Source organism: Pseudoflavitalea sp. G-6-1-2 (genome assembly GCF_012927185.1).
Lineage (GTDB): Bacteria > Bacteroidota > Bacteroidia > Chitinophagales > Chitinophagaceae > Pseudobacter.
This window is the reverse complement of record NZ_JABBGB010000001.1, coordinates 1,358,916-1,385,439: the sequence shown is the minus strand read 5'-3', so window position 1 is coordinate 1,385,439 and position 26,524 is coordinate 1,358,916. Positions and strand designations below refer to the sequence as shown.

The 26,524-nt window shown below is 46.6% G+C and carries 25 protein-coding genes; 9 read left to right on the top strand and 16 right to left on the bottom strand.

What is annotated here, in order from left to right:
- Nucleotides 1-86: 86 nt before the first annotated feature.
- The 7 genes from HHL16_RS05865 to HHL16_RS05835 all read right to left on the bottom strand — a co-directional run bounded on the left by HHL16_RS05865 (nt 87) and on the right by HHL16_RS05835 (nt 5,284).
- On the bottom strand, nt 87-473 hold the full coding sequence (locus HHL16_RS05865; protein ID WP_169424199.1) for a VanZ family protein: 387 nt from the start codon (nt 471-473) through the stop codon (nt 87-89).
- A 127-nt stretch (nt 474-600) separates the two neighbouring features.
- Nucleotides 601-1,401, bottom strand: a complete 801-nt coding sequence (locus HHL16_RS05860; RefSeq protein WP_169424198.1) for an anti-sigma factor — start codon at nt 1,399-1,401, stop codon at nt 601-603.
- A complete protein-coding gene (locus HHL16_RS05855; protein ID WP_169424197.1) occupies nt 1,398-1,946 on the bottom strand; it encodes a sigma-70 family RNA polymerase sigma factor in 549 nt (182 codons plus the stop codon). Before HHL16_RS05855 ends, HHL16_RS05860 begins: the two co-directional genes overlap by 4 nt.
- Before the next feature lie 92 nt (nt 1,947-2,038).
- Entirely contained in the window at nt 2,039-2,419 is a 381-nt protein-coding gene (gene gcvH, locus HHL16_RS05850) for a glycine cleavage system protein GcvH (protein ID WP_169424196.1), read from the bottom strand.
- Nucleotides 2,420-2,458: 39 nt separating this feature from the next.
- Nucleotides 2,459-4,204, bottom strand: coding sequence for a DUF885 family protein (locus HHL16_RS05845; RefSeq protein WP_240965842.1), 1,746 nt, complete (start codon nt 4,202-4,204; stop codon nt 2,459-2,461).
- Nucleotides 4,205-4,217: 13 nt separating this feature from the next.
- Complete coding sequence (locus HHL16_RS05840) at nt 4,218-4,916, bottom strand: peptidylprolyl isomerase (protein WP_169424195.1); 699 nt, start codon at nt 4,914-4,916, stop codon at nt 4,218-4,220.
- 23 nt (nt 4,917-4,939) lie between these two features.
- Nucleotides 4,940-5,284 carry a hypothetical protein gene (locus tag HHL16_RS05835; RefSeq protein ID WP_169424194.1) on the bottom strand — a complete coding sequence of 115 codons (345 nt, stop codon included), beginning with the start codon at nt 5,282-5,284 and terminating at the stop codon, nt 4,940-4,942.
- Nucleotides 5,285-5,408: 124 nt separating this feature from the next.
- On the opposite strand from HHL16_RS05835, the gene HHL16_RS05830 reads away from it, so the two are divergent.
- From HHL16_RS05830 to HHL16_RS05805, 6 genes are all read left to right on the top strand, one after another.
- A complete protein-coding gene (locus HHL16_RS05830; protein WP_169424193.1) occupies nt 5,409-5,858 on the top strand; it encodes a GNAT family N-acetyltransferase in 450 nt (149 codons plus the stop codon).
- A 56-nt stretch (nt 5,859-5,914) separates the two neighbouring features.
- Nucleotides 5,915-7,183 (top strand): serine--tRNA ligase, encoded by a 1,269-nt coding sequence (serS, locus tag HHL16_RS05825; RefSeq protein ID WP_169424192.1) that lies wholly within the window; start codon nt 5,915-5,917, stop codon nt 7,181-7,183.
- 224 nt (nt 7,184-7,407) lie between these two features.
- Nucleotides 7,408-8,064, top strand: coding sequence for a hypothetical protein (locus HHL16_RS05820; RefSeq protein ID WP_169424191.1), 657 nt, complete (start codon nt 7,408-7,410; stop codon nt 8,062-8,064).
- Nucleotides 8,065-8,083: 19 nt separating this feature from the next.
- On the top strand, nt 8,084-8,728 hold the full coding sequence (locus HHL16_RS05815; RefSeq protein ID WP_169424190.1) for a hypothetical protein: 645 nt from the start codon (nt 8,084-8,086) through the stop codon (nt 8,726-8,728).
- A gap of 170 nt (nt 8,729-8,898) precedes the next feature.
- On the top strand, nt 8,899-10,344 hold the full coding sequence (locus HHL16_RS05810) for a DUF1800 domain-containing protein (protein WP_169424189.1): 1,446 nt from the start codon (nt 8,899-8,901) through the stop codon (nt 10,342-10,344).
- Nucleotides 10,345-10,365: 21 nt separating this feature from the next.
- Entirely contained in the window at nt 10,366-11,565 is a 1,200-nt protein-coding gene (locus HHL16_RS05805) for a DUF1501 domain-containing protein (protein WP_169424188.1), read from the top strand.
- A 278-nt stretch (nt 11,566-11,843) separates the two neighbouring features.
- Here the strand turns inward: HHL16_RS05805 and HHL16_RS05800 are convergent, their stop codons facing one another.
- Nucleotides 11,844-12,047 carry a hypothetical protein gene (locus HHL16_RS05800; RefSeq protein WP_169424187.1) on the bottom strand — a complete coding sequence of 68 codons (204 nt, stop codon included), beginning with the start codon at nt 12,045-12,047 and terminating at the stop codon, nt 11,844-11,846.
- A gap of 207 nt (nt 12,048-12,254) precedes the next feature.
- Between HHL16_RS05800 and HHL16_RS05795 the strand changes: the two genes are divergently transcribed.
- Nucleotides 12,255-14,504: a hypothetical protein gene (locus HHL16_RS05795; protein ID WP_169424186.1), complete on the top strand. Its 2,250-nt coding sequence runs from the start codon at nt 12,255-12,257 to the stop codon at nt 14,502-14,504.
- Nucleotides 14,505-14,953: 449 nt separating this feature from the next.
- On the opposite strand, the gene gyrB is transcribed toward HHL16_RS05795, so the two are convergent.
- A complete protein-coding gene (gene gyrB, locus HHL16_RS05790; RefSeq protein ID WP_169424185.1) occupies nt 14,954-16,933 on the bottom strand; it encodes a DNA topoisomerase (ATP-hydrolyzing) subunit B in 1,980 nt (659 codons plus the stop codon).
- A gap of 385 nt (nt 16,934-17,318) precedes the next feature.
- Here gyrB and HHL16_RS24955 point away from each other — a divergent pair, with 385 nt between their 5' ends.
- Both HHL16_RS24955 and HHL16_RS05780 read left to right on the top strand, forming a co-directional pair.
- The gene (locus tag HHL16_RS24955; protein ID WP_240965839.1) at nt 17,319-18,737 is read left to right on the top strand and encodes a MerR family transcriptional regulator; all 1,419 of its coding nucleotides are present in this window, start codon (nt 17,319-17,321) and stop codon (nt 18,735-18,737) included.
- Nucleotides 18,738-18,824: 87 nt separating this feature from the next.
- The gene (locus HHL16_RS05780; RefSeq protein ID WP_169424184.1) at nt 18,825-19,295 is read left to right on the top strand and encodes a thioredoxin family protein; all 471 of its coding nucleotides are present in this window, start codon (nt 18,825-18,827) and stop codon (nt 19,293-19,295) included.
- 16 nt (nt 19,296-19,311) lie between these two features.
- Here the strand turns inward: HHL16_RS05780 and HHL16_RS05775 are convergent, their stop codons facing one another.
- The 7 genes from HHL16_RS05775 to ftsH all read right to left on the bottom strand — a co-directional run bounded on the left by HHL16_RS05775 (nt 19,312) and on the right by ftsH (nt 26,515).
- A complete protein-coding gene (locus HHL16_RS05775; protein ID WP_169424183.1) occupies nt 19,312-20,496 on the bottom strand; it encodes a hypothetical protein in 1,185 nt (394 codons plus the stop codon).
- A gap of 62 nt (nt 20,497-20,558) precedes the next feature.
- Nucleotides 20,559-21,653: a mechanosensitive ion channel domain-containing protein gene (locus HHL16_RS05770; protein ID WP_169424182.1), complete on the bottom strand. Its 1,095-nt coding sequence runs from the start codon at nt 21,651-21,653 to the stop codon at nt 20,559-20,561.
- Nucleotides 21,654-21,703: 50 nt separating this feature from the next.
- Nucleotides 21,704-22,537 carry a hypothetical protein gene (locus tag HHL16_RS05765; protein ID WP_169424181.1) on the bottom strand — a complete coding sequence of 278 codons (834 nt, stop codon included), beginning with the start codon at nt 22,535-22,537 and terminating at the stop codon, nt 21,704-21,706.
- Nucleotides 22,538-22,541: 4 nt separating this feature from the next.
- A complete protein-coding gene (locus HHL16_RS05760; protein WP_240965837.1) occupies nt 22,542-23,375 on the bottom strand; it encodes a UDP-2,3-diacylglucosamine diphosphatase in 834 nt (277 codons plus the stop codon).
- Between the two features lie 52 nt (nt 23,376-23,427).
- Nucleotides 23,428-23,766, bottom strand: a complete 339-nt coding sequence (locus tag HHL16_RS05755) for a gamma-glutamylcyclotransferase family protein (RefSeq protein WP_169424180.1) — start codon at nt 23,764-23,766, stop codon at nt 23,428-23,430.
- 20 nt (nt 23,767-23,786) lie between these two features.
- A complete protein-coding gene (locus HHL16_RS05750) occupies nt 23,787-24,371 on the bottom strand; it encodes an LUD domain-containing protein (RefSeq protein ID WP_240965836.1) in 585 nt (194 codons plus the stop codon).
- Nucleotides 24,372-24,418: 47 nt separating this feature from the next.
- Nucleotides 24,419-26,515 (bottom strand): ATP-dependent zinc metalloprotease FtsH, encoded by a 2,097-nt coding sequence (gene ftsH, locus HHL16_RS05745; protein ID WP_169424178.1) that lies wholly within the window; start codon nt 26,513-26,515, stop codon nt 24,419-24,421.
- Nucleotides 26,516-26,524: the final 9 nt, after the last annotated feature.

The window sequence follows — 26,524 nt, the reverse complement described above, 5'->3', positions numbered from 1 at the left end:
AAGCAGTCAATTTTCTCATAAGCAGTTAGTTTTGGTTACGGCCTCTGTTTCTACAGAGGCCAATTTTTTTTATGAGGGTTGATGCCTTAATTGATTTTCAGCAGCTTAAAATAGCAAATTGCCCAGGCCACAGCGGCGCCTGCCGTATCGGCCAGAATATCCCACCAGTCGAAGCTCCGGTCCGGAATAAAGCAGTACTGAATTATCTCCAGCACTATCCCATTGGCAACTACGGCGAGAAATACGAGACGAAACCATTTCGCCACATTCAGTCCTGATTTTTTCTTAGCCCATGCATAATAGCTCCAAAGGACGCCAAGCACCCCAAAGAGGATGAAATGTACAAACTTGTCGAAATGGGGGATTTTCGGCCCGGGTATTCCGCTGATAGTTGAACCGGGGAGACAGAGCAGCACCTGAACGGCGATGGTCCAGGCAAGAGGCACAAACAGGTTTTCGGTAATTTTCTTCAAGTACAAAGGTTTGATCTCCACGGGGGGCGGTGTTTGCAACAATGATACTGAAAGGTGTACATAAAAAAAGATTCCCGGAGGAATCTTTTTTTTAAATATCATCGTTGCAATCAAGCGGTCAGCGGCGTCATAACGGCGCTTTTGTTTTACCAAGCGATTGCATCTTCTCAAGAGTCGGCGACGGATTACCTCCCTTCTTCTCGATAGTGATAGCAAAGGCTTCAGCTTTCTGAGTGCCCTTCATCTTCAGAATCAGCTTTTCCTGTTCCGAATCGAATACACCCAGGTCTTTGGGTTTTCCATCGATGAGCGCCCAGAGCTGGTACTGCTGATCTGATGGAAGTTTCGGCATATTCTTCACTACGAGGAATACGCTCGAATTGGTAGAATCCCAGTAAACGTTGGCAGAAGAACGGGGAGCCACTTTGGTTCCTTCCATGCTTACAACGGTTACGTTCGAATCTTTGAATACTTTCTGCTCTGCAATGATCTGCTGGAGGATAGCGTCGGTTGAATCAGCTTTTTGCTGGAGTTCGGCGTTGGCCTTCTTCAGGGTTTCATTCTGAGAATAGAACTGGTAAGCAAAGTAGGCACATGCAATCAACAGAATAACGGATGCGACGGCGAGCCAGTTAGTCCGCCGGGGTCTGTTCGAATTTTCCATAGCGAAAACTTTAGTTGGTGTTTGATTTATAGAAGAGTTTTCCATTGCTTCTGTAAATCTGAGCCTTAACTCTGCGGGTAATACGATGGTAGACGTCTGTTGGATGTAAAAATCCTCCAGTTTCGCTTCGAATGCCTCACGGGCCTGCACCAACTCAGGATAAGTAATACAGAGTTGTTCAAACTCTGCCCTGTCCTGCGGTTTGGCAAGTCCGAGTACTACATACTCTACGATTCCACTGTCTATGTATTCCTTTATGTTCACTTTAAAAATTCCCGTAATTGAATCAATGCATTCCTGATACGCGTTTTTACCGTTCCCAACGGTATCTGTTGTATTGTTGCAATCTCTTCGTGCGTATATCCTTTAAAATATGCTAAGTCGATTAATATTCTCTGGTCGTCTTTCAGCTGAGACAATACTTTCCTGAACCCGATATTGTCGATATTCAGGTGTGATGCTTGTCCGGGCATCATCGGCTCATCAACCATGCCGGGCATGGGTTGATTTTTGCGGTCGTTTTGATAGGTTTTGGAACGTAGTGTGTCGATAGAGGCGTTCCTGGCGATGTTCAGCATCCAGGTGAACAGGCGTCCTTTGTTATGATCATAGCTATCGATCTTTCGCCAGATATTGATAAATACTTCCTGAAGAACATCGTTCGCCAGTTCAACATCACTGAGAATCTGTACTATAATGGTGTATAATGCCCCTGAGTAGTGGTCATAGAGATATCCAAAAGCCTGATTATCCCTGGTTTTCAGCAAGGATACGAGCTGTTGCTCTGTGTATGTTTTTGTAGTGGGCAAGTATTAGTTTCAGCTAAGCAAGCCCAATATAATAAAAAAAGAGTGGATATGCAAACCACTCTTTTATATACGAAATATGATTATTTCCGGATTTATTCGCCCACCAGCTTTGTATAAGCCGCTGCATCGAGCAATCCAGCTACGTCTGCAGGGTTCTTTACGGTCATTTTAATCATCCATCCGTCTCCGTATGGATCAGTGTTTACCAGTTCTGGTTCACCTTCCAGCTCTTCATTCTGTGAATTGATGGTACCAGCTACTGGCAGAAACAGGTCAGATACTGTTTTTACAGCTTCTACTGTTCCGAATACTTCCTCAGCTTCGAGGCTTTTGCCTACAGTAGGGATATCAACGAAAACGATATCGCCCAGTTCGCGCTGAGCAAATTCAGTGATGCCAATTGTGGCTACATTTCCTTCAAGCAGAACCCATTCATGGTCTTTGGTATAACGAAGATTAGCAGGAAAATTCATGACGTAAAATTTAGTGCTGCAAAGATTAAGAAAAGCAACCTATTTGCCATAAAATTTCCAGCTGGTGGTAAAATCTTTTTTCGGAGCCTGATTGGTAAGGATGGCCCGCACCATTTCTACAGGCATGCTGTTCTCACGCAATATGGCATCGTGAAATTGTTTAAAGCTCATCTTTCCGCTATCAACCAGTTCTTTTTTGAGGGCATAAAATTGCTGGCCACCAACCATATAGGCCAGCTGGTACAGTGGTCCGTAACCGCCGGTGAACGATCTCCGCACTTCCCCTGCTGCATTCGCGCGCTCGTGGTTCACACGGTCTACCAGAAAGTCTATACACTGCTGCGGCGTCCAGTTCCCAAGATGGTAATTGAGCGAAAAGATGATGCGCGCACAGCGGTGCATTCTCCAGAACAACATGCCAATGCGGTCTTCGGGCGACTGCGGAAATTTCTTATCCCATAGAATGAACTCCTGATACAGGGCCCATCCTTCCATCCAGAACGGCGTATCGAAATTGCGGTATGCTTTGTAACGGTCTCCCATAAAGCCTTGCAGGTGGTGACCCGCAATCAGTTCGTGATGCACAGTGGCACGGGAGAAATGCGGGTTGTTGCCGCGCATGCTCATCAGCTTCTCGTCTTCTTCCATGGTGTTGGTAGGATAGGCGATCATGATCACTTCGCCGCCTAAGAAAAACGGACTGATCAATTGCTGCTGCGGACTCATCATGATCATTCTCCAGGTTTCTTCGGCCAGTGGTGGAATGGTGATCAGCTCATTCTTCTTCAGAAATGCGATGCTCTCATTGTACAAGCGGAGAATGGCTTCGGGCTGACGGCCTTCTGGAACGTAGGTGTTCTTCACTTTCTCCATCGCTTTTTTCCAGTCGTCGCCAAAACCCATTTCCCTGCTGGCTTTGAGCATTTCCTGATCGCACCAGGCGAATTCTTTATTGGCCATTTCGATCAGGTCTTCGGGTGTGTAGGGGATCATTTCGTACTGAAGCTGACGGATCAGTTCATCGCGCCCGATGGGCTTTCCGATGATGCCGCTGCCATCGTCTTTTTGTGTTGTGGTGATCTTTCCTTTTGCTTTCAGTGCAAAGGCATAAACACCGAGCAAACTGTCGGTGGTTTTGTATGGTTGCTGTATCCACCAGCTGAAGGCGGGATCGTAGCCGTAATAAAAATCATATACAGATTTCAGCGCCTGCTGCAATCCTTTGGTGGCGCCGCTGGCCATGTCGGCATCGGCCATATCCATCTCTGGTTCTGCAGTAAGTTGTTTCAGTTGCTGACGGATCTGTTTCTGCCAGTCGAACAGTTCGGCGGCCAGCTTCTTTCCGTCTTGCGTGAGGCCGCGCCTGCGTTGCTTTTCGAGCTGATACACCGCCGGTGCGAAAGGCAGCAATCTGCTGATCTTATCATACCCTGCTTTTTCTGTATCGAGCAAACGAAGCTGGTTATTGAGATTTCTTCTGAAGAGCAGGTAATCTACTTTCGATCCTACAGAAAGCGGATCGTAAGCAATGCCTTCGAGTTTCTGCAGATACTCCTGCTGAAATTGCACAAAACGTTCTCTGCGTTCGGGAGAAAAAGGAACTGCGTAGAAACGGCTGAGGCTTCCCCTGTCTGCATTGTACTGCACCATCAGGTTATTCACTTCGCTGGTTTGCTGAAGCAATGCTTCTTCTTTTTTCGATTGTGCGGATACGTTAGGGGATGCGCATAGGACAATGCCGCCCGCGACGATGCAGGCAGTCATCTGCTTTGAGAGATGGAACATATGGCGTACAGGTTTATTGTCGTTTCACCAGGCGGGCTTTGAGGATGCGTACATCCTGCACGGGTCTGTCTCCGCCTTCTCCTCTGCTGGTTGCTACTTTGGCGATACTGTCTATCACGGGGAGACCGCTGATCACTTCGCCAAATACGGTGTAATTAAGATCCAGATGCGGCGTGCCGCCGATTGTTTTGTACACAGCCCGTTGATCGGCGGGTATCTTTCTTCTCAGCCGGTATGTTTCAAGGGAATCGAGGCCTGCCTCCGTGAAAACTTTTCCCTGAACAAGATAAAATTGTGATCCGCTGCTGGCTTTGAGTGGATTGGTATCGTCGCCTTCGCGGGCTGCGGCGATCACTCCTTTTTTATGGAAGAGCGATGCCCTGAATTCTGCAGGAACGGTATATGCAGGTCCGCCTTCACCAAGCATAACGCCGGCTTTCGCGCGCTTGCTGTTGGGATCGCCACCCTGCACCATAAAATTATTGATCACTCTGTGGAAGAGTATGCTGTCGTAATATTTTGCTTTTACCAGTCGGAGGAAATTATCCCTGTGAATGGGTGTGGAGTCAGAAAGCCTGATGATGAGGGTTCCTTTATCAGTGACCATTTCAACATCTTTGTTGAGGTCGCTGGTACGGAGGCCATTGGAGAGGCGTGGACTACAAGCGGCTGCGCCCAGTGCGAGGGCCAGCATCATAAGCAATCTGTTCATGGTTTTGTGGACGGGGTCTATTATTAAAAACCGCGCTGATCGAAATAGAGCAGGATATGATCTTTCATGAAGTTCTCCTGTTCTATCATATTCATTACGGGTAAACTTTTCAGTTGTCTGTAATGCGGCCAGCCATCAATGTCGGTCCCCTCCAGTTCGTAGTAGCCGCTCTGCGACATGAGAGCGCAGACAGCGATATGCATCAGATCCTGCTTCTGCTCTTTGGTGAATTTCTCGCGTGGCTCACCAAATTCCTGAATACCTATCAGAAAGAGAATAGTCTCCATGTCAGGCTTCTTCCCAAACCTTTCTACCAGCTTCGCTTCGAGCGTCCACCAGCGTGTCATCAGATCATCCTGTACTTGCATAGCTGCAAAGATAGGCAGTATTCCGGATCGGCCCTCCCGCTCATCTCATTAGTTAAAATATGATATGAATCGGACAAAGGCTGATACCAACCCAATTGCTAACTTTAGTGAAAATGTATGGGTTATGACCTGGACCAAAGACGATTACACCATCAGTACCGACAAGGAAAAGATCGATGTGGACTATGTTCACAGTGTGCTTTCGGGCACATACTGGGCCGAAGAGATCCCCAGATCTTTTGTAGAACGATCCATTGAAGGCGCCATGTGTTTCGGTGTGTATCACAACGAACGCCAGGTGGGCTTCGCCCGGATGATCACCGACAAAGCCACATTCGGCTATCTCGCAGATGTTTTTATAGATGAAACCTACCGCGGACGCGGCCTCAGCAAATGGCTGATGGAGGTGATCTTCAATCATCCCGACCTGCAGAATATCCGCCGCTTTATGCTCGGAACCCGCGATGCGCATGGGCTTTACCGCCAGTTCGGGTTTACGGAGCTGGCGCTCCCCGATCGGTTCATGGAACGCGCCATTCCCGGTATTTATAAAAAAATGAAGCAGTCGCAGTAAGGGTTCTGCAAAAAATGCAGCCTCAGCAATTATCTTTGTTGCAAATCATTTGAATAATGCTACAGGTTCCCTTTATCAGACAGCACACAGAACAGGTAAAAGAGCGATTGACCGTTAAGCATTTCCAGGAGCTGTCGCTGGTAGACACCATCTTAGCATTGGATGATGAACGCAAAAAACTTCAGCTGGAGTTCGATACCAACCAGGCGAAAGTGAACAGCGCATCCAAGGAGATCGGTCAGTTAATGGCAAAAGGTCAGAAAGAAGAAGCTGAAAAACTCAAGCAGTCAGTACCCTCTCTGAAAGAAAGCCTCCAGCCGATATCGGAAAAACTGGCATCCGTAGAAAAGGAACTGGAAGACACTATTGTGAAATTGCCTAACCTCCCTTCAGCCAATGTTCCCAAAGGAAGAACACCGGAAGAGAATGTGGTGGTTCGTGTGGGTGGCAAAAGACCTGTACTTCCTGCAACAGCAGTTCCTCACTGGGATCTCGCGAAGAAACACAAGCTCATCGATTTCGAGCTCGGCAATAAGATCACCGGAAGCGGCTTTCCGGTTTATCTCGGAAAAGGCGCCAGACTGCAGCGCGCACTGATTGCGTATTTCCTCGACTACAATTCAAAAGCAGGATATACGGAGATCGTTCCTCCGTTTGTGGTGAATGAAGCATCTGCATTCGGAACCGGACAATTGCCCGATAAAGAAGGACAGATGTATTATATAAATGAAGATAAATTCTATCTCATTCCAACATCTGAAGTTCCGGTAACGAATATTTATCGTGATGAACTGCTGAAAGAAACAGATCTGCCGATAAAGATGACTGCTTACTCTCCCTGTTTCCGTCGTGAAGCCGGAAGCTACGGTAAAGATGTTCGTGGATTGAACCGCCTGCATCAGTTTGAGAAAGTAGAGATCGTTCAACTGGTACATCCTGAAACGAGCTATCAGGTACTCGAAGAAATGGTACTGCATGTAGAATTGCTGTTGCAGTCTCTGAATCTTGAGTATCGCATTCTCAATCTCTGCGGAGGTGATATGGGCTTTGCATCTGCACAGACATACGACTTCGAAGTATATTCAGCAGCGCAGGAGAAATGGCTCGAAGTAAGCTCTGTATCTAACTTTGAAGCGTATCAGACAAATCGCATGAAAGTACGTTTCAAAGACAGTGCAGGAAAAAATCAACTGGCACATTCACTCAATGGAAGTTCACTCGCATTGCCAAGGATTCTTGCATGCCTGCTGGAGAACAACCAAACAGCAGAAGGAATTGAATTACCCGAAGTGCTGCATAGCTATCTCGGTTTTAAGAATATTTAACAGCAGCATTCTTTTCGGTTTGGTAACTGTGATCAAATCGAAATAAAGTGCAACAAAATAAATGGTAAGTGCGACGAATTGAATCGTCGCACTTTTTTATTGCGCCTTTTCAAAAAATCGTCTTTCGAAAAATTTACAATTTTTATTGTCGAATTTAACAGGGTATTGGTCACTGTGAGTGTTGTATTGCTGCATATTTGCGCTCATAAAAAACAAACCCGTTTATGAAAAGAAAATTACTCTTGTTTGCAGTATTGAGTAGTATTGCCTGTACTTATGCGCAGGCGCAGATCAAAGAGGGATCTGTATTATTGGGAGGCTCCCTTGGATATAGCCGGTCAGAATCCACTTCAGTAACAGGCAATAGAGAAAAAACAATCAACCGCCTCATCACAGCCGCCCCTTCAGTAGGCATTGCTATCAAGGACAATCTCGTAGTGGGTGGCGATCTTAGCTACGACAACAGAAAAATTACTTACAAAAATTCGAACCTAAGAACGCCCGATTCCGATGCATATGGTGCGGGTGTATTCATCAGAAAATATTGGGGGATTGCAAACCGGCTTTATCTTTTTGGTAATGGAAGATTAGGTTATCGCTATGCAAAGGAAGGATTAACAAATAATGAAGCATTTCCTGAAATCCAGAGCAAAGAGCATAGGGTGAGCCTCTCTTTCTTTCCGGGAGTGTCATTTGCTGTCAGCAAAAAAGTACACCTTGAAAGCACTTTCATGAATCTGCTTACTATCGACTACATCAACACGCGTGTAAGAGAAAATAACGGAAATAAGATCAGTTCAAAAAGTGCTTTTGATTTCAACAGCAGCTTTAACAATGCCGCATCCTTTACAGTAGGCTTCAAACTTCTCTTATCCAAGTAACCCCTTCAAATTTCAGATCATGAAAATAAAATATGCACTGATGGCCATTGCCATCACTTCTTTCTGTTTATCTGCGCAAGCCCAGATCAAAAAAGGTACACATCTGATTGGCGGATCACTGGGATTCGGAACAGATAAATTTAGATATGAACAGACTCCCAACCGGCCAGAAGTAAAAGTAAATTTCTTAACTCTTTCACCCTCCTGGGGTATCGCCATTGAAGACAATCTTATACTTGGGGCAGATGTCACTTTCGGACAAGTAAGTTCGGGTAGTGAAGGGAATAAGACCAAAAGAAATACTTATGGGGGCGGACTTTTTGCCCGGAAGTACTGGAATGTGCTGCCAAGGTTTTACGCATTCGGCCAGGCCCGTGCAGGATTTTATTCTGCAGAATACCTTCCTGAATCGGAACTGGTATGGCGCAGTAAACAACAGGCTTTCAACTTAACAGTTATTCCAGGCATATCGTATGCCGCCACCAAAACCATACAAATTGAAGCAAGCTTTATCCCGCTACTCAATTTTCAGTATAGCAAAGGAGAAGAATTCAATATTGCAGACCGGAAAATTGGTGAGACAAAATATCTGAATCTCAATACCAGCCTTAATAACGTCAACAACTTTTCAATAGGCATCCGCTTTCTCTTAGGCAATAAGTGATCTACACATTACAAATATTCTTCAACAAAGAGGGAGCTGTGTATCGGCTCTCTCTTTGTTTTTACAGGCATCATTGTTGCAATTCAATCTCAGCGATCATTTCATCCTTTTCCCAACAGCTTGTTAAACTTCCGGCATACCCATCAGTCAAACGCAAAACCATTTTCCTCATGGGAATTTCCACGCAGCTCAGGAACCAGCATTTATTATGGAGAGCAGGCTTCGGTCCCGGCACACTCTCTGCAGAAGAACTCGAAGGCATTTCCAACAAACAGTTACTGAAGAATCTGTTCAAAGACTCGTCGAAACTGCCGCCTTACATCGATGTGGCAGATGCTGATGTGAAGACCCTTTACATGGGATTGAGCGAAGTGATCAGAAGCAAACGGCAACTGAGCGAGGAAGATAAAAAACTCCTCCGCGAGAGATACCGCGAAGAGATCCGTGCACTCAATCTTACCTGGCTCAATCAGATGGTGAACAGTGAAGATCAGGTTCGTGAAAAAGCAGCCCTCTTCTGGCATGGACATTTTGCCTGCCGTTCACAAAACATATTGCATCAGCAACAATTGCTCGACGCAGTTCGAACCAATGCACTCGGAAAATTTCCAGACCTGCTCCGGGCTGTAAGCAAAAGCGGAGGCATGATCAACTTCCTCAACAATAATCAGAACAGGAAAGATCATCCCAATGAGAACTTCGCGCGCGAAGTGATGGAGCTCTTCACCATGGGGCGCGGCAATTACACCGAGGAAGATATCAAAGAAGCCGCGCGCGCCTTCACCGGATGGGGAACAGATCCTGCCGGCAACTTCGTATTCCGCAAGGGACAGCACGATACCGGCCGAAAAACCATACTCGGAAAATCAGGCAATTTCGACGGAGACGATGTGCTCAATATTCTCATCGAACATCCGCAAACCGCGCAATACATTACGCGTAAGATCTATCGTTATTACGTGAATGAAAAAGAAGACGAGAACAATATCAAATGGCTGAGTGACCGTTTCTACAAAAACGGATACGATATCTCTGCTCTCTTACAGGATATTTTCAGCAGCGACTGGTTCTACGATCATCGCAATATAGGCTCCATCATCAAATCGCCCGTACTGCTGATCGCCGGCATACGAAGAGCCATCCCCATGCAGATCAGCAATGAAGAAGTGCAGATAACGCTGCAGCGACTGCTTGGCCAGCAACTTTTCTATCCGCCCAACGTAGCCGGATGGCCCGGAGGAACAAACTGGATCGACAGCTCATCTCTTATGCTCCGCCTCCGCATTCCGCAAATGATCTATGCCGAAGACCCATTGGCGCTGCAACCCAAAGACGATGACGATCAGATGATGGGCATGAAAGACAAACCCAAACAGGCGCCAAAGAAAGGCGGACAAATCATTTCCGCAATAGTCAACTGGGATGCCTATACGAAATTATTCGAAAAGATACCAAGAGAAAAACTGCTCACAGCCATCAGCAATACCGTACTGCAAACCAGCAATGGCGTAAGCACAACGGTACTCGACAAATTCTCCGACAGCAGCACCAGAGACAGTTACATCAGAACTGCTACCATTCAGCTGATGAGCACACCAGAATACCAACTTTGTTAAACCGCATCAAACAGCTATACCATGCTTTTGAAAAGAAAAGAATTTCTACAGATCGGATCACTGGCCACTGCATCGATGATGCTGCCCAAATTCATGAAAGCTTTTGAAACACCCGGCTTTGTTCCTCCCGGCAATAAAGTGATGGTGATACTGCAGCTCAGCGGCGGCAATGATGGTTTGAATACGGTGATTCCTGTTCGAAACGATATCTATTATAAAGTACGTCCCAAACTCGGCATCGAAAGGGAAGCAGCGCTGCAACTCACTGACGAAGCGGGTTTGCACCCTGCACTCACCGGACTGAAAGACCTCTACGACAATGGCAGTCTCGGTATTCTCAACAACGTAGGTTATCCCAATCCCGACCGCTCGCATTTCCGCAGCATGGATATCTGGCATAGCGCCAGCGACAGCGATAAATTTGTGTACACCGGATGGCTCGGCCGCTATCTCGATGCGCAGTGTGCCGGTTGCGACAAACCCACACAGGCATTAGAGCTCGACGATATGCTCAGCATGGCCATGAAAGGCGAGCACGTGAAGGGACTTGCAATGAAAGATCCGCGCAGGCTCTTCAATACATCCAATGAAAAATATTTCAGGGAAGTAATCAAAAATCATCAGGATGAAAGCGGCGAACAGCCCGTGGACTATCTGTACAAAACCATGGCGGAGACCATGAGCAGTGCAGATTACATTTTCAAGCAAAGCCGCATCCATCCTACATCTACAAGCTATCCAACAACAGATATCGGCAATAGCCTCAAAACAATTGCATCGCTTATCTTCTCCGACATCAACACCAAAGTGTATTATCTCTCACTCGGCAGTTTCGATACGCATGTTGGCCAGAGCGGACAGCAGAACAGACTTTTCACCGAAATGAATGCAGCCATCACGGCCTTCGTGAAAGACCTTCAGCAGAACAACCGCTTTCAGGATGTGATGCTGATGACCTTCTCCGAGTTCGGCAGAAGAGTTGCGCAGAATGCCAGCGGCGGAACCGATCATGGAACTGCGAATAATATGTTCTTCATCAGCGGTGCGCTGAAACAGAAAGGACTGCTGAATGCCATGCCGGATCTCGGCAATCTCAAAAACGGGGATCTGCAATACAGTGTAGATTTCAAAAATGTGTATGCCACCCTGCTCAACAAATGGCTGGGAGCAAACGACCAGGCGATACTCGGCAGAAAGTTCGACTACATGGATTTTATTTAATGATAAAAAAATCCTATATTTAAGTACCAACTTTTTGCATTCGCCATTTTTCCTTTCCTCAGCTACACCGGTTTCAAGAAATTTACCTTATCACGTAATTGTGCTTACCTAAAGCCTTTTCTGTGTGGAGTATTTATTTACGAAATGCAGGAAGGCTTTTTGTTTTGGAGGAGTATGGGCAAAAAAAGGACAACTGAACAGCCAACTCAGGTTTTGTATTGCACCTGCAATAACCTGTTCCGGCCAATCAGTTGTCGGTCTCTTTTAACGGGAGGAGATTACCAGCCTTGTTTGGCTACGCCTGCTTTGATAGCTGCAAGTGCTTTTTCTTCGCCAAGCAGGGTAGTCAGTTTATTGCCTTTACCATCATTTCCCTGTGCCATGTAGGCGCCCTTTGCAGTTTTAGTGATCACCGCGTCTTTAATTTCAACGCCTTTTTCTTTAGTTTTTACGTTGTATGCAGTGAGCTTGATGTCTGCCATAGTCAAATCATTTAAGAGGTTAGTAAATTGAATATTGTTACTTTACAAAAAGTTCTCCAAAGAAGGACCAAAGCACAACTAAATATACGTTTTTTTTCAATATAATGCCTATGCGCATTGATTTTGAACGTGTTTTACACAAAAACTTACGCACAAAAAAAACCAGGATATTCACCTTCGACCCCTCAAAACTATCATTCCGTCAGTATGAAATTTGTCCAGTTCTGTCTACTTCTATTGCTGATTTGTCAGGTCAATGGCCTGCGGAGCCAATCCACTACTTCATTTGCCACTAATGGCAGTGCGGCTGTCAGCAAGAATTTCAGCACTGATAATCATAACATTGGCATTCAGAAAATATCGCTGAACCCGTATATGATAGTGGATTTCAGTGGTGCCTGGGGGCGTGCAGCTTATTCCACATTTAATTATTTCGACAGCAAAGCAGATCCGCGAAATCAGTTGCTGATACCCGACAGTACCAGTGGCAATACCTCTATCGGGGCAGAAGATTATTATGGTTATCGTCGTCACCGGTTGATCGGCGGCAATTTTCAGCAACGGTACCGGCTCCGCGAAATATGGGTTTGCACCTCTCCTGCCAATCCTGTTGAAGATACCGTAGACATTACACTCGGCGACAGCGCCCGGTCTGCCTCTTACATTTATCAGTATACGAATAACACAACACCCACCCTCCGCATCATCACCAAAGGAGGTAAATACGAATGGAAGAAAGTGTGGGAAGGAGATACCACCGTTCAGTATTTTTTGGCCAGCATCAGATGGAGAAAAATGTTTTATAAAGAAGGAGGATACTGGATGGCGCCCGAAACCAATCTCACCGGCATCATCTTCTATGGCGAAGCCACCGGCACCGGCGATACCACTTTCAATTACGCAGATGAAACCACAGTGGCCAAAGCAGCTGCACATCGCGCCACCATCCGCAATCTCACGGGCTCCAACTTTTACAATGTATTTCCGGTGAAGGATTGCGACAGCATTACCATCATGCGAAAAGGATTGCAGCAAACCAACCGCTTTCATTACGATACGCTTGTATTGCAGCCGCAGCGCGACATTTCATCATCCGAGTATTACGATTCGGTGCTCATGAAAGTAATGCCCGGAAGAAGAATGTACTATCAGATGCAGGGGCCATCAACTCACGTTTTCAATCAAACGAAATCTACTTCGTGGAGACCTGTTGACGATACTGCGGCCGACCGGCGGGATCCGCTCAGTTATCGCACACTCGGCAAAAATATGTACAGCATTGCTTACGCTTATGGCAGTAATCCCAACGCCGACGACCGGTACACACGCCAGAAAAACGGGCATGTAAAAGCCACCGGCACTCACTGGGGCATAGAGCCGGGGAATGAATTCAATGGTGTGTATTTTCCCAATTACTGGCTCGATCCTATCGGAACGGGCTGCATGATGCTGATGGCCATTGATGGCTGGAACAACAAATGGGACAAGGGTTTCGGCGTGAAGAACGCTGATCCCAATTTCAAAATCTATCTGCCTGCCACGGCTGGTATCGATGTTCAGTATCAGCGTGCGGTGATAAAGTTTTTGCAATACGCCTACAATACTGCGCATCCCCCGATTGATTATGTAGGATTCCATTCTTATCCGGGCAGTATAAAGAAAGGTGTTGGTCCGTTTACATCGGAGTTGCCTGGGAGCCATATCACTTTTCCTTCAGACAAAGGATATTTTCAGGATGCCATCCAATCGCTCAACGATATTTACCGCGAGTGGCGCGGTTATATTCCTGTAACTATCAATGAATATGGAGCAGACAAATCTTTCCTGCGCACGCGCACGGAAAATGGCATGTATGACACTACCATCTTTGGAGTGGTGCAGTACGACAGGTACACGCCACCACAAAGTCTCGGCATATTTCTCATCAGCTCAAAGCTAATGGGGGCGGCTACTTCAGAGGCCGAGCGGGTGCAATACGCTTTCAAGGATGATGAAGCGCCGAACCCTTCGTACAGATATACCAATTACAGCGGCAGCGGTTACCTCTGGTATTACTACAATAAGAACTGGCAGATCGATTCTGTGAAGTACTGGGATAATTATTTCTATGATCAGGGAATCAGCCGGGCGCTGTTTGAATATGGCAATGGGCAAGTGATAGACTCCAGTAGCGGCGGGCTTTTCGTGATTAAATTCACCCATCAGTCCGATCCCCGGAAATCGGTATATGCAGTGTGGAAAGACAGCAGCCGCAGCGGTTCCGGAATACAGGTAAGCATTTCCGTTACCTCCGGCTCATCAGTACAAAAAATGACGGGATCATTTACCAGCCTGCAACCTGTCTATTCCAAAGCAATATTAAAGGATGGGAAAATACACACAACTGCTACTGTATTGCATCAGTTTTTCTTTGTTACAGAACCGGAGATAGTACGGCGAAAACGCGGAGAGAAATGATCAGGCTGGTTCGGGGTAAGTCATTTCCGTCGCGAAAGCTGCCGGGCAGAGTAGCATCACAGATGTACGCACGTAAGGAGGATAGAGCTTTGGAACATAACTGATCTTTCACGCAACAGCTTTCAAGGCCGTAAATACCTTACCCCAAACCAGCCAATCGCTGAAAGTGCGTGTTGGCCGTATTCCCATTTAACACACCTTCATCTGTTACACCTCCAGCGGGGTCAGCGCTAATGGGTATGCTTTGGAGATCTGGAAAGCTGTTGAGTACATAGCTCAATATTATTCTACTGTGATATCCTGCAAACTAAAGCTCATCTGTGACGCTACTCTGCCTGGCAGCTTTCTCACATCCAAAGCATATCCATTTGCGCAATAAAATCAAATCCACAAGCACAAAAAAAGGCTGCCCGAACAGGCAGCCTTGCATATAATCAGTTGTAAAAAAATTATACGTCGATCTTCGCATACTTCGCATGGCTTTCGATGAAATCGCGGCGTGGCGCTACTTCATCACCCATGAGCATAGAGAAGATACGGTCTGCTTCAGCAGCAGATTCGATGGTCACTTGCTTGAGTGTACGGGATTCTGGGTTCATGGTTGTTTCCCAGAGCTGATCTGCGTTCATCTCACCAAGACCTTTGTATCGTTGAATGTTTACGCTGTCTTCTTTTCCGTTGCCGAGACGTTCAACCAATGCCTTGCGTTGTTCTTCGTTCCAGGCGTATTGCGCTTCTTTACCTTTTTTCACCAGATAGAGCGGTGGTTGGGCGATGTACACATAGCCTTGTTCAACCATCTCTTTCATGTAACGGTAGATGAAGGTAAGAATCAGAGTTGCGATGTGGCTACCATCCACGTCGGCATCCGTCATGATGATGAGCTTGTGATAACGGAGTTTGGCGAGGTTGAGCGCTTTTGGATCTTCCGGAGTTCCTACAGTTACACCGAGTGCGGTGTACATATTGCGGATCTCTTCGTTCTCGTAGATCTTATGCTCCATCGCTTTTTCAACGTTGAGGATCTTACCACGCAAAGGCAGGATGGCCTGGAAGTTCCGGTTACGGCCTTGTTTGGCCGTACCACCTGCCGAGTCTCCTTCGACCAGGAAGAGTTCGCATTTATCAGCATCTCTGTCGGAGCAGTCGGCCAGTTTACCGGGGAGACCACCACCGCTGAGTACACTTTTACGTTGAACCAGTTCGCGTGCCTTGCGTGCTGCGGCGCGAGCCTGAGCAGCGAGGATCACTTTGGAGATGATATTTTTAGCTTCTTTCGGATTCTCTTCGAGGAATCTTTCGAGCGCTCTTGAAACGGTTGAGTCTACAACGCCCATCACATCGCTGTTTCCGAGCTTTGTTTTAGTCTGACCTTCAAACTGAGGCTCCGGCACTTTCACGGAGATCACTGCACTGAGGCCTTCACGGAAGTCGTCACCTTCGATTTCAACTTTGGCTTTCTCGAACAGGTTGTTCTTATCGCCGTAGCTTTTGAATACGCGCGTGAGTGAACGGCGGAAGCCGGATACGTGCGTACCTCCTTCGATGGTATTGATATTATTTACGTAGGAGTAGATGTGCTCATGATAGCTGTCGTTGTAAGTCATGGCAACTTCAACGGCAACGTTAGAAGCTTCATCGCGGCCTTCTACAGTAATTACAGCGGGGAGCAGGCTCGATCTTCCGGCATTCTTATCCAGCATTTCCACAAACTCAACGATACCGCCTTCGCTGTAGAAATTTTTGGTGTAGTGGGCGCCGTTTTCATCCAGCTCACGAAGATCGTTGAGGATGATGTTGATGCCTTTATTCAGATAAGCCAGCTCACGGAGACGGCCTTCGAGAATATCTTTTTTGTAGAGTGTGGTAGTGAAGATGGATGCATCGGGCCAGAAATGAACGTGTGTACCGGTGATATCGCTGGTGCCGATGGAACGTACTTCGTACTGAGGTATACCGATATTGTATTCCTGTTCGAAGATCTTTCCTTCACGTTGAACAGTTACATGGAGTTTAGTGCTCAATGCGTTTACGCAGCTCACACCCACACCGTGCAGACCACCGGAAACTTTATAGGTATTCTTATCGAATTTACCACCGGCATGGAGAACGGTCATAACCAGTTCCAGTGCGCTCTTCTTTTCTTTGGTGTTGATGCCTGTAGGGATACCACGGCCATCATCCTGCACAGAAATTGAGTTGTCTTCATGAATGGAAACGGTGATATTCTTACAGTATCCGGCCAGTGCTTCATCGATAGAGTTGTCTACCACCTCATACACCAGGTGATGCAGCCCTTTTTCGCCAACATCGCCAATGTACATCGCCGGGCGTTTACGCACTGCTTCCAGACCTTCTAAAACCTGTATGCTATCCGCACCATATCCGTTGTTGTTGGGACTAAGGATTTCTGTTGTTTCTGTATCCATAAATTCGTCAGAAAATTCTTCTGCAGTTTTAAAATGTTGAATTCCTGCAAATGTACGAAAATTAAGGCTTTGAGACGGTTTTTAAAGCGTTGTTTATCCACTTTTTTACCACTTTATAACAGTGCTTTCACAGGTTATGCAGGCCTTGCAGTTTTATGTCTCAACGAGGGACTGAAACGGGGTATCCGGGTGAGTTTTTCGGCCTTTTGTGATACTGTTTTTTGGTTCTCTGAATCAATTTTCCGGGCATTGGATACGGACATATCAGGGCAACTTTTCCACAGTTCTGCGTATAGCGCTCATTGCAGCAGGAGGCACTTCTTTTGTTCGTACTTTTACTGCACGAATTTTGATGATTTTTAGTTGAGAACCTCTGCTTACAATTATGGATAAGAAACAATACAACCAGATGGGATTTGATTTCGGAGATTCCGAGCCGGAGAAGGAAACACCGGCCGCAGGGTTCCGTATCAAGACCATGAAACCCGCACCCAAAGCGGATGCTGGTGATTCAGAACAGGAAAACAACTTACAGAACGGCGGAGAAAAAAGCGAAGAAAAAACAGCCAAAGCAGCAGCACCCGAAACACCTCAGGTAATTCAGACATCCATCCCGGATGCTCATGAAGATGAAATGCCTTACATCGGAGAGATGAACCTCAATTCGCCCATAAGTGAAAATAATCCGAATAACGATAGCGAAGTAATCCACAATATTCCTTCCGAAAACAGTTCAGACAAAACACCTGAATCTGCCGACGAAAGCAGCAAAGAACTCCCTCTTGCTGAAAATCCTGTTCAAGCCATTTCCGCAGAACCAATCGCAGCTGAAATGGAGACCGATGAGCTGGAAGCAATTGAAGAAGTGATCGAAGAAGAAGAGGAAGAAAAGAAAAGCGGTTATGCCACAACAGAACCCGTGCTCTTCCAATTGCAGGAAGAGCCAGCTGAAGAACCAACCGTTCCACCTATGCAGGAAGCGCCGGTTGCACAACCTGCAACTCCGGTTGCAAGCAGCAACAGAGGGCCACTGCTTCCTCCCAAACAGATCTATGCAGAAGCCGACAAGCAACGCACAGAAAAAAGCAGCACACAACCAATAGCGCAGACGCCGGTGCAGCAAACCGAAGCAACAGAACAACCTGTTGCTGCTGCCAAACCCGAAGCTCCGGTTAAAGCTGAAAAAATTTCAACCGACACCAATCAGTTTACATCGGGTGTTGTACCTGACTCACAGGAAAATCCCGTTACCCAACGGAATGCATCACCTGCAGCCAAAGCTGCTGAACCAGTGAGCAAACAGCCAGCCCCTGTTGAATCTGCAACTGAAGAAGACTTCATAATGCAGGAAGATATTTCTTCTCTCCACGACGAAGAAACCGATAGCAGCGAAGAAGCTGTTCAGATAAAGAAATCTACACGCGGCCGCAAATCCCTCAAATCACTGGATGCAGAGGCCAGCCATGTACATATTCCCGAAGACTCCACACTTTTCCGCCGCCAGTACTACAGCATCGGAGAAGTAGCCGGCATGTTCGGTGTAAATCAGAGCCTGCTTAGGTTCTGGGAGAACGAATTCGATATAATCCAACCACGCAAGAACAGAAAAGGCGACCGCCATTTCCGCCCGGTTGATATCAAAAATCTCGAACTGATCTACGACCTGCTCAGAAGAAGAAAACTCACCATCGAAGGCGCCAAAGATTTTCTGAAGAAGAACAGACAGGCCCGTGAGCGCTTCGAAATGATCCAGAGCCTGCAGCAGATCAAGGGTTTCCTGCTCGAAATTAAAGCCTCTTTGTAAAAAGGATAAATTCTACTAGATTTGTAGACTAATAATATTGTATAGTCTATGAAGTCCTTATTATCTGTCCTTTTACTGGTCATCACTATGAGCACATACGCCCAGACCCAATACGAGGTAAGCGGCGAAGGGGATCGCAAAATTCTCAAGGGAATTATTCACCGCGACCTGCTGGCGAAAGACAGCGCCTTCAAATGGTATCAGCAGAATCAGGCTGGTTATTCACCGTCTGCTCCTGTAATTGCCGGCGTAAAGTCTAAAGCCAATCAGGTTCAGTACATCGTATTCGGTGGTACCTGGTGTGGCGATACCCGCTACATTCTTCCAAAGTTCTTTCAACTGCTCGATGCAGCGGGTGTTAATCAGGAAACTGTAACACTGATCGGCGTTGACCATAGCAAAAAAACTATCGGTCATCTCACGGAAGCACTCAACATCACCAATGTTCCAACCATCATTGTATTGAAAGATGGAAAAGAAGCAGGCCGTGTTGTAGAGTATGGCAAAACCGGTCAGTGGGACAAAGAACTGAGTGAAATTATTTCAGGAGTCAAGTAAGCAGTAACCCCACTGCTTACTTTAACTTCCATGAAATGCCTCCGGTGGCACCAATGTACATGCCGTGGAATCTGCCATTGTTGCGTTTCTCACTCCAAAATACATGCTCCACCAATGCATCTCCTTTGCCGGATGCGATATCGTAACTCACGAAATTGATCGACGGCCCTGCGAACACTTCCAGCTGATTGCCGATTCTGAATGCAGGGAAAAACCTGATCGAATTCCGGTGAAAGTCTCCTTTCTTGAAATCATCCAGCACTGTAGTAACCACTTCGCCATGCAGTCTGAAAAACTCAGACACGTCGAAATGCATGCCTATCACTCCCTCCAGCGCGTACATGGTATTCTTTGTTTTGGAATTGAACCCAACACCAAGTGCTCCATACAAATTCTTACCGCCTGATGTGAATGAAAGCATAGGTGTACCCAGCTCATCCACACTCACTCTGATGCCCATTTCGCCACCTTTCACAATATTGATGATACCTACAGGATTGGCATTGCTGTCGGCAATATTGATAAAGCCCACCTGCACTCCTTTTACTTTTTTTGCGATGTTCAGAAAGCCTGCTACCTGCACATTCACATCTTTGCCTTTGTTGAGAAAACCTGCCATCTGAAATTCTGCGTTGGTTGCTTTATTGGCGAACCCTCCAATCTGTGCCGTTACATTCTGATGAAGATTGAGAAAGCCGGATAATTGCAGATCGCCAGCGTTGGCCGAATCACCTTTAGAAAAATTGCCGAATCCTGCTATTTGAGTGCCACTTGATTTTTGGGTAGAATTGAACAAACCAGCGAGCTGTGCACCGGAATTATATTTCGCATAATTGTAAAGTCCCGCCAGTTGCGCTCCCGACGCTTGTCCCTGTACGTTATTCAGCAATCCTGCGAACTGCGCGCCGCTTGCATTGCCTTTAATTACGCTTCCGAGACCGGACAAAGTGAATCCGGTTTCATTGAGGCTCAGTCCTCCCAATACATGGAAAGAAAAACTGTTGGTGGATTTACCCGCCTGGTTACCGTGAGTACTCACCGGGTATATAAATCCGATGTGTGCACCACCACTGCCACCTTTGTTATTGTTTTTGGTATTGTTTTCCTGTTGTGCCTGTACACTACCCGTTACCAGTAAGCACAGAGCAGCCACCACGACCTTCCGTCCTGGAATGCCGGTTGTGTAATTACGAACCTTCATGTTATCAGTATTTGGAAATATGACAACGTGATTTGTTCTTACCCCTATGCGTTAAAAAATTATTACGCCTCTTTTGTTACAACTATCTCATACTCTTTGGCTGCAAGTCTGATATTCATTTCATCGAGCAGATCGATGATGGAGAAGTAAATATCCTGACGGATAGCATTGAAATCCGCCACAGGCACAGGAGCCGTGAAAAATTCAACCTGTATTATGAATGAGTTTTTTATGATATCTGAGAGAAACACAGCAGAGCTTTCTACCTGAACTTTTCTAGCCTGCAAAATATTTTCGATCGCTAATACAAGCTGGTGGAGGGTTTCGCGGGATGTATCTGAAGACAACTCAAGCTGCACATTACCCTTTCGTTGTGTACGCAGCGATAAGTTATCCATGATGCTGTCCACCATCTGCTTGTTAGGCATGGTAACATATGTTTTCTGATCGGTACGTATGCGCGTACTGCGCAGTCCTATTTTTTCAACGGTGCCGGTGATGGTTTGCACTTTCACGATATCTCCTACCATGAAAGGTTTATCGATGAAAATGATGAAACTGGCAATCAGGTTCTCCAGACTCTCACGCGTTGAAAGTGCGATAGCCGCACCGCCGATACTCAGTGCAGTGATGAGGTTTGTGATGGGATAACTGAACGCAAATTTCAGCACCATCAGAATGCCCATTATCACCAGTATCACTTTGAAGAAATCTTTGAAGAACACTACCAGTTGATTATCCTGCTGATCGTGCTCACGCTCTGCTTTCTGATGCAATATCAACGCAATGAAATCGATGATGCGCAGCAACAGCCAGATGAATGTTATGATCACTACAATTACTGCAATACCATCGATGAGGCTATGTAAGGTAATTTTATAGACCTTGAAATTAAGTACCGCGGGGAAGTTGAGTTTGTCGAGCGAGATGATGCTCACTACCAGCAGCAGAAAAGTTTCCAGTGGCGATACTACCAGATTTACGAAAGAGGTTTTATCGATGCCTCTCGCAATCTTGCGCACTACTTTGAACAGTAACCCTGCAATATATCTCGATAAAATTCTCTTCAGAAAAACTACCAGCAGGATGGTGCCTGCTACCATGCAATAGCTTCTTATCGTATTGTCGAGAATAACATAATCCAGAAATTTATTCATGCGCCGCGTAGTTATTGATCCTTACAAAGTTAACGTATTCAGTAAAGTGATCAGCGATAGGAATACACTTCGAGCTGACCATCGCGCAGCAGGTAGATATTGGCGGGGGTGATCTTGATCTTTCTGGCGTGCTGCATTTCAGGCGGAATGCGGTATTCCTGCAGGTTCAGCGAACCGGGTTCATATTTGTACAGGATGTTTTCATCCCTTCCAAGAATGGTATTGCCGATCACCATAAAATCTGTCCAGCCGAGAAAACGGATACGGTTCTTGAAAGTGCCGTAATAATCGAACAGGTAGGCGCCTTTCGTGGGATCGTAGAGATACACCAGTTTATTCTGATCAACAATGAAAGAGGGCGATGGCGTTGAATCGAAGAGCTGTCTGAAATCAGCGGACTGATCGATGGTTCTTCCATCTTCCCCGATGCGTTTCAGTTTGCTTTCAAGTTCATCGTACACCCAAATGTTGTTGTCGTATGATTGTCCGATTGATTTTACCTGAAAAAGTTGTTGCCTTCTCAGGTCGATGCTGTTGCGCGCATTGAGAAAACGATCGAGCACTACTACGGTTCCAAAATCTTTGAAGTGCAGCAATACTTTCAGTGGATTGCTCACGTCGATGAAATGGATCTTCCCGTACTGACGCACATTATTGAACACCGCAAGTGAATCTCCGTTTGGGCCCAGCTTCTTCAGCTGACCCGTTTGATTTACTACATAAAGGTTGCCGAGATTATCAACATTGAAGTCGGTGTAATCGCCCTTCAGAATCAGCTGTATCTTAAAACTGGTATCGCTCAGCTGATGAACACCCACAGTCTGCGCGCTGGCAGCGAGCTGACCGATCAATATGAAACATGCGATGACAGCGGATTTCAGCATAGTGCTATTGTCTGATGATTTTTTCTTCAAGCTCAGCATATCGCGTAATCAGGTGCATATCTTTTCCGTCGAATTCTGCATAGGTGTAGTACCTGATCCAGTCACCAAGATTGATGTAGCGGCTCTTGCCGTTATTCAGTGTATAATCTATTGGAAGGTGACGATGGCCGAACACGAGGTAATCGTAATGTTTTTTCTGCAGTTCTTCTTTGCAGTAAGTGATGAGCCACTCGCCTTCTTCGCCGAAGAATTTTTCATCTACTTGTCCGGTTACAGCCCTGCTTCTTCTGCTGGAATAATTGGCAATTCCCATGCCGATGTACGGAGGCAGAATGCCGAAGAGCCAGCGGCACACAGGATTACGGAAAACTTTCTTTAAGAATTTATAGCCGTAATCACCAGGACCGAGACCATCACCATGACCTACCAAAAATTCCTTTCCGTTGAATTGAAATTCTTTCGGTTCGAAGTAAACGGGTATGTTGAGTTCTTTCTGGAAGTAGTCTGTCATCCACATATCGTGATTGCCTACGAAGAAATGGATGGGGATGCCTGCATCTGTGAGTTCAGCGAGTTTGCCGAGTATCCGTACGAAACCTTTGGGAACAACAGTGCGGTATTCGTACCAGAAATCGAACATATCTCCTACAATGAAGATCACTGCTGCTTTGTGGCGGATCTCTTCGAGAAATGCCACGATCTTTTTTTCGCGTTCGAGACTTTCTGCAGCATTGGGCGCTCCGAGATGGAAGTCGGAGAGAAAGTATACTTTTTTATCGGGAGGTAACTGCATGCAATATTTCGGGTCAGGATTTTTGTTTCCAATAGGTAAGCGCATCTCCGTTGGGTATCAGGGTGCTTCCTGATACATCGCGGTTGTACCAGTAGATTCAGGCAGATGTGCTGTTGTTATCGTGGGTAACATCCACTGTTTCTCTGCGGAACAAAGGTATTTCGCCGGGTTCAACGAGAAAACCTTCATAATCGTCGAGTTGTTTGATGGCGAAGGAGAATTCGTCGCTGTGATTAACTACGTACAATTCTCCGTTGATCAGTGCCGGGGCCGGAGCTGGCACTGCGCCGGGATATTCTCCTATATCGTAAATATGTCCGTTAGCAGTGGCTTTGGATACGAGCGTAAAGTACCGGCTGATGTAGGCATAGGCCGGATGCTGGAAGCCGCTCAACAACGATCCATACACGAAAAGATGATGGATGCTCTGGTTCATTGATTAATGGTTTGATAAGGTTACTGGTCTACAAGAAACACATACACTTCTTTGGGACCATGCACACCTACCACCAATGTTTTTTCAATATCGGCAGTGCGGCTTGGGCCTGTTGCAAAAGTGATGAGTGAAGGAAGCTGTGCTCCGTACTTTTCTTTTACCAGCTGAATGCCATCCTTTACATCGTACACCAGTTGATTGGTTCGTGCAATGCAAACGTGAATGGGCGCATAAACACTTACGGTTCTGCCGCTGGCGCCTGCAGCGCTCATCACAATGGAACCTGTTCGGGCGATAAGGCTTTCGCAGGTGGTGATGGCCACATCGCAGCTGGCGAGCGAATCGTAAGGTTGCGGCGCAAACCCGTTGGTGGCGAGTGTTTGAGCCAGTTCGGTTTCCTGACAATAGATATGCTGCCAGTTATTATGGGCAGCTACCATGCCGAGCTGCAAAGCCAGTTCCTGCCAGCTGAGACAGAAAATGAATTTGCCCGTGAGCTTGGTGAACTGTTCTGCGAACTCCACTTCCAGCTCCTGCTGTGATGGATGATACACAGAACTGTTGCCCTCACTTTGTGGAAAAGGAAGAGGCGTTGATTGGGTCAACGCCTTCCGTATTTTCTTTAAAATGTTCTCTTTTGATGCTGATACATTCATGATTGCTGTTCAGATTCGTTGGACTGTACCGGGTGATTGGTAACGTTGCTGTCGTAAGGTGGAACTCCTTCGCTGATAGCTCCGTTTCCGGAATGATGCTCAGGATCTCCGTCCACATCCAGTGTTTTCTTTTCACCGTAAGGACGTTTACCGATCAGTGCTTCTACATCGCTCTGGAACAGTACTTCTTTTTCGAGCAGTGCTTCGGCGAGTTTTTCCACTTCCGCTCTTTTCTCGGTGAGCAGATGTTTTGTTTTTACATATCCTACGTCGATAAGTTTCCTTACTTCTTCATCGATCAGTTTGGAAGTTTCTTCTGAGTATGGTTTGGTGAATGAGTTTTCAGCAGCGGGGTCGTAGAAACTCACGTTACCTACTTTATCATTCATACCATATACAGTGATCATGCTGTACGCGATGCGGGTAACCTGTTGAAGGTCGTTCTGTGCACCGGTAGAGATCTTGCCGAAGAAGATCTCTTCACTTGCACGTCCGCCGAGCGTCATGCAGATCTGATCCATCAGCTGATCGGTATTGTACAGGTATTGTTCTTTCGGCGTGTACTGTGCATATCCGAGGGCAGCAACACCGCGTGGAACGATGGTTACTTTCAGCAGCGGGTAAGCGTGCTCGAGGAACCAGCCGCAGATGGCGTGGCCTGCTTCGTGATAAGCAATGATCTTCTTCTCGTCGGGAGAAATGATCTTGTTTTTCTTTTCGAGACCGCCGATCACTCTGTCTACTGCATCCTGGAAATCTTCCATTTCAACAGCCTGCTTTCCTTTACGGGCAGCGATCAGTGCGGCTTCGTTACAAATATTGGCGATGTCTGCACCGGCAAAACCTGGGGTTTGTTCGGCGAGTTTATGAATGTCTACTTTTTCGGAGATCTTGATTGGCTTCAGGTGAACTTTGAAGATATGCTCACGGCCTTTGAGATCTGGTTTGTCGATAGAGATCTGGCGATCGAAACGGCCGGGACGCAGCAGCGCAGTGTCTAATACGTCGGGACGGTTGGTAGCGGCCAGTACGATGATTCCGCTTTCGCCGCTGAAACCATCCATCTCTACGAGAAGCTGGTTGAGCGTGCTTTCACGTTCATCGTTGCTCATCATGGCATTCTTGCCACGAGCACGACCGATAGCATCGATCTCATCGATGAAGATGATACATGGTGCTTTTTCACGTGCCTGTTTGAAGAGGTCGCGAACACGGCTGGCACCCACACCCACAAAGAGTTCTACGAAATCGGAACCGCTCATGGAGAAGAAAGGAACCTGTGCTTCACCTGCCATTGCTTTGGCGAGGAGGGTCTTACCGGTACCGGGAGGACCAACCAGCAGCGCTCCTTTGGGGATCTTACCGCCAAGTGCTGTATATTTTTTGGGGTTCTTCAGAAAGTCTACGATCTCCATCACTTCTACCTTGGCTTCGTCGAGGCCGGCCACATCGGCGAAAGTGATATTTACTTTTGTTCCTTTATCGAAGAGGGTAGCCCTTGATTTGCCGATATTGAAAATTCCGCCGGGACCGCTTCCGCCGCCTGCACCGCCGCCCATTTTACGCATGAGCATGATCCAGATGAGGATGATCACCACCAGTGGCAGCAGCAGCTGGATCAGAGATCCGAACCATTCGCCTTCCTGAACGGGATTGTTTACAATTTGCTGTTGACTGGGATTCTTATCGTAATAGTCAGTCAGTTTCTTATCGAATTCTTCAGCCTTGATTACAGGGAAATCGAACTGTGGTCCTTTTTCGATGCTGGCTTTGCTGTTTTTGGAAAGCTGTGTTTTATACTTTTCAACGCTTTCTTTTTTCAGGTAAACGCGAACGCGGTTTTTATTGGTGATAGTGGTCACATGGTCCACATCTCCTGCCTGAAGCATTTTGAAGAATTCAATCTGATTGATTTCCTTGGTATCGGGGGTAAGGGATCCGAATAACTGGAATCCTACCAGCACGGCGAAGATGATGGCCCATACCCAGTAAATATTGAATTTCGGGCCTTTGCGGTTACCATTGGCGTCATCCTTCGGGCGCATGCGCGGCGGGAAGTTTCGTTCGTTCTGTCTTTGCTCGTCCTGTGACATATTGTAGTT

Coding starts and splice junctions, on each gene's coding strand:
- gcvH (WP_169424196.1), bottom strand. CDS start 2,419: ATGAATTTTCCTGCTAATCTTCGTTATACCAAAGACCATGAATGGGTT.
- HHL16_RS05845 (WP_240965842.1), bottom strand. CDS start 4,204: ATGTTCCATCTCTCAAAGCAGATGACTGCCTGCATCGTCGCGGGCGGC.
- HHL16_RS05840 (WP_169424195.1), bottom strand. CDS start 4,916: ATGAACAGATTGCTTATGATGCTGGCCCTCGCACTGGGCGCAGCCGCT.
- HHL16_RS05835 (WP_169424194.1), bottom strand. CDS start 5,284: ATGCAAGTACAGGATGATCTGATGACACGCTGGTGGACGCTCGAAGCG.
- HHL16_RS05830 (WP_169424193.1), top strand. CDS start 5,409: ATGACCTGGACCAAAGACGATTACACCATCAGTACCGACAAGGAAAAG.
- serS (WP_169424192.1), top strand. CDS start 5,915: ATGCTACAGGTTCCCTTTATCAGACAGCACACAGAACAGGTAAAAGAG.
- HHL16_RS05820 (WP_169424191.1), top strand. CDS start 7,408: ATGAAAAGAAAATTACTCTTGTTTGCAGTATTGAGTAGTATTGCCTGT.
- HHL16_RS05815 (WP_169424190.1), top strand. CDS start 8,084: ATGAAAATAAAATATGCACTGATGGCCATTGCCATCACTTCTTTCTGT.
- HHL16_RS05810 (WP_169424189.1), top strand. CDS start 8,899: ATGGGAATTTCCACGCAGCTCAGGAACCAGCATTTATTATGGAGAGCA.
- HHL16_RS05805 (WP_169424188.1), top strand. CDS start 10,366: ATGCTTTTGAAAAGAAAAGAATTTCTACAGATCGGATCACTGGCCACT.
- HHL16_RS05800 (WP_169424187.1), bottom strand. CDS start 12,047: ATGGCAGACATCAAGCTCACTGCATACAACGTAAAAACTAAAGAAAAA.
- HHL16_RS05795 (WP_169424186.1), top strand. CDS start 12,255: ATGAAATTTGTCCAGTTCTGTCTACTTCTATTGCTGATTTGTCAGGTC.
- gyrB (WP_169424185.1), bottom strand. CDS start 16,933: ATGGATACAGAAACAACAGAAATCCTTAGTCCCAACAACAACGGATAT.
- HHL16_RS24955 (WP_240965839.1), top strand. CDS start 17,319: ATGGATAAGAAACAATACAACCAGATGGGATTTGATTTCGGAGATTCC.
- HHL16_RS05780 (WP_169424184.1), top strand. CDS start 18,825: ATGAGCACATACGCCCAGACCCAATACGAGGTAAGCGGCGAAGGGGAT.
- HHL16_RS05775 (WP_169424183.1), bottom strand. CDS start 20,496: ATGAAGGTTCGTAATTACACAACCGGCATTCCAGGACGGAAGGTCGTG.
- HHL16_RS05770 (WP_169424182.1), bottom strand. CDS start 21,653: ATGAATAAATTTCTGGATTATGTTATTCTCGACAATACGATAAGAAGC.
- HHL16_RS05765 (WP_169424181.1), bottom strand. CDS start 22,537: ATGCTGAAATCCGCTGTCATCGCATGTTTCATATTGATCGGTCAGCTC.
- HHL16_RS05760 (WP_240965837.1), bottom strand. CDS start 23,375: ATGCGCTTACCTATTGGAAACAAAAATCCTGACCCGAAATATTGCATG.
- HHL16_RS05755 (WP_169424180.1), bottom strand. CDS start 23,766: ATGAACCAGAGCATCCATCATCTTTTCGTGTATGGATCGTTGTTGAGC.
- ftsH (WP_169424178.1), bottom strand. CDS start 26,515: ATGTCACAGGACGAGCAAAGACAGAACGAACGAAACTTCCCGCCGCGC.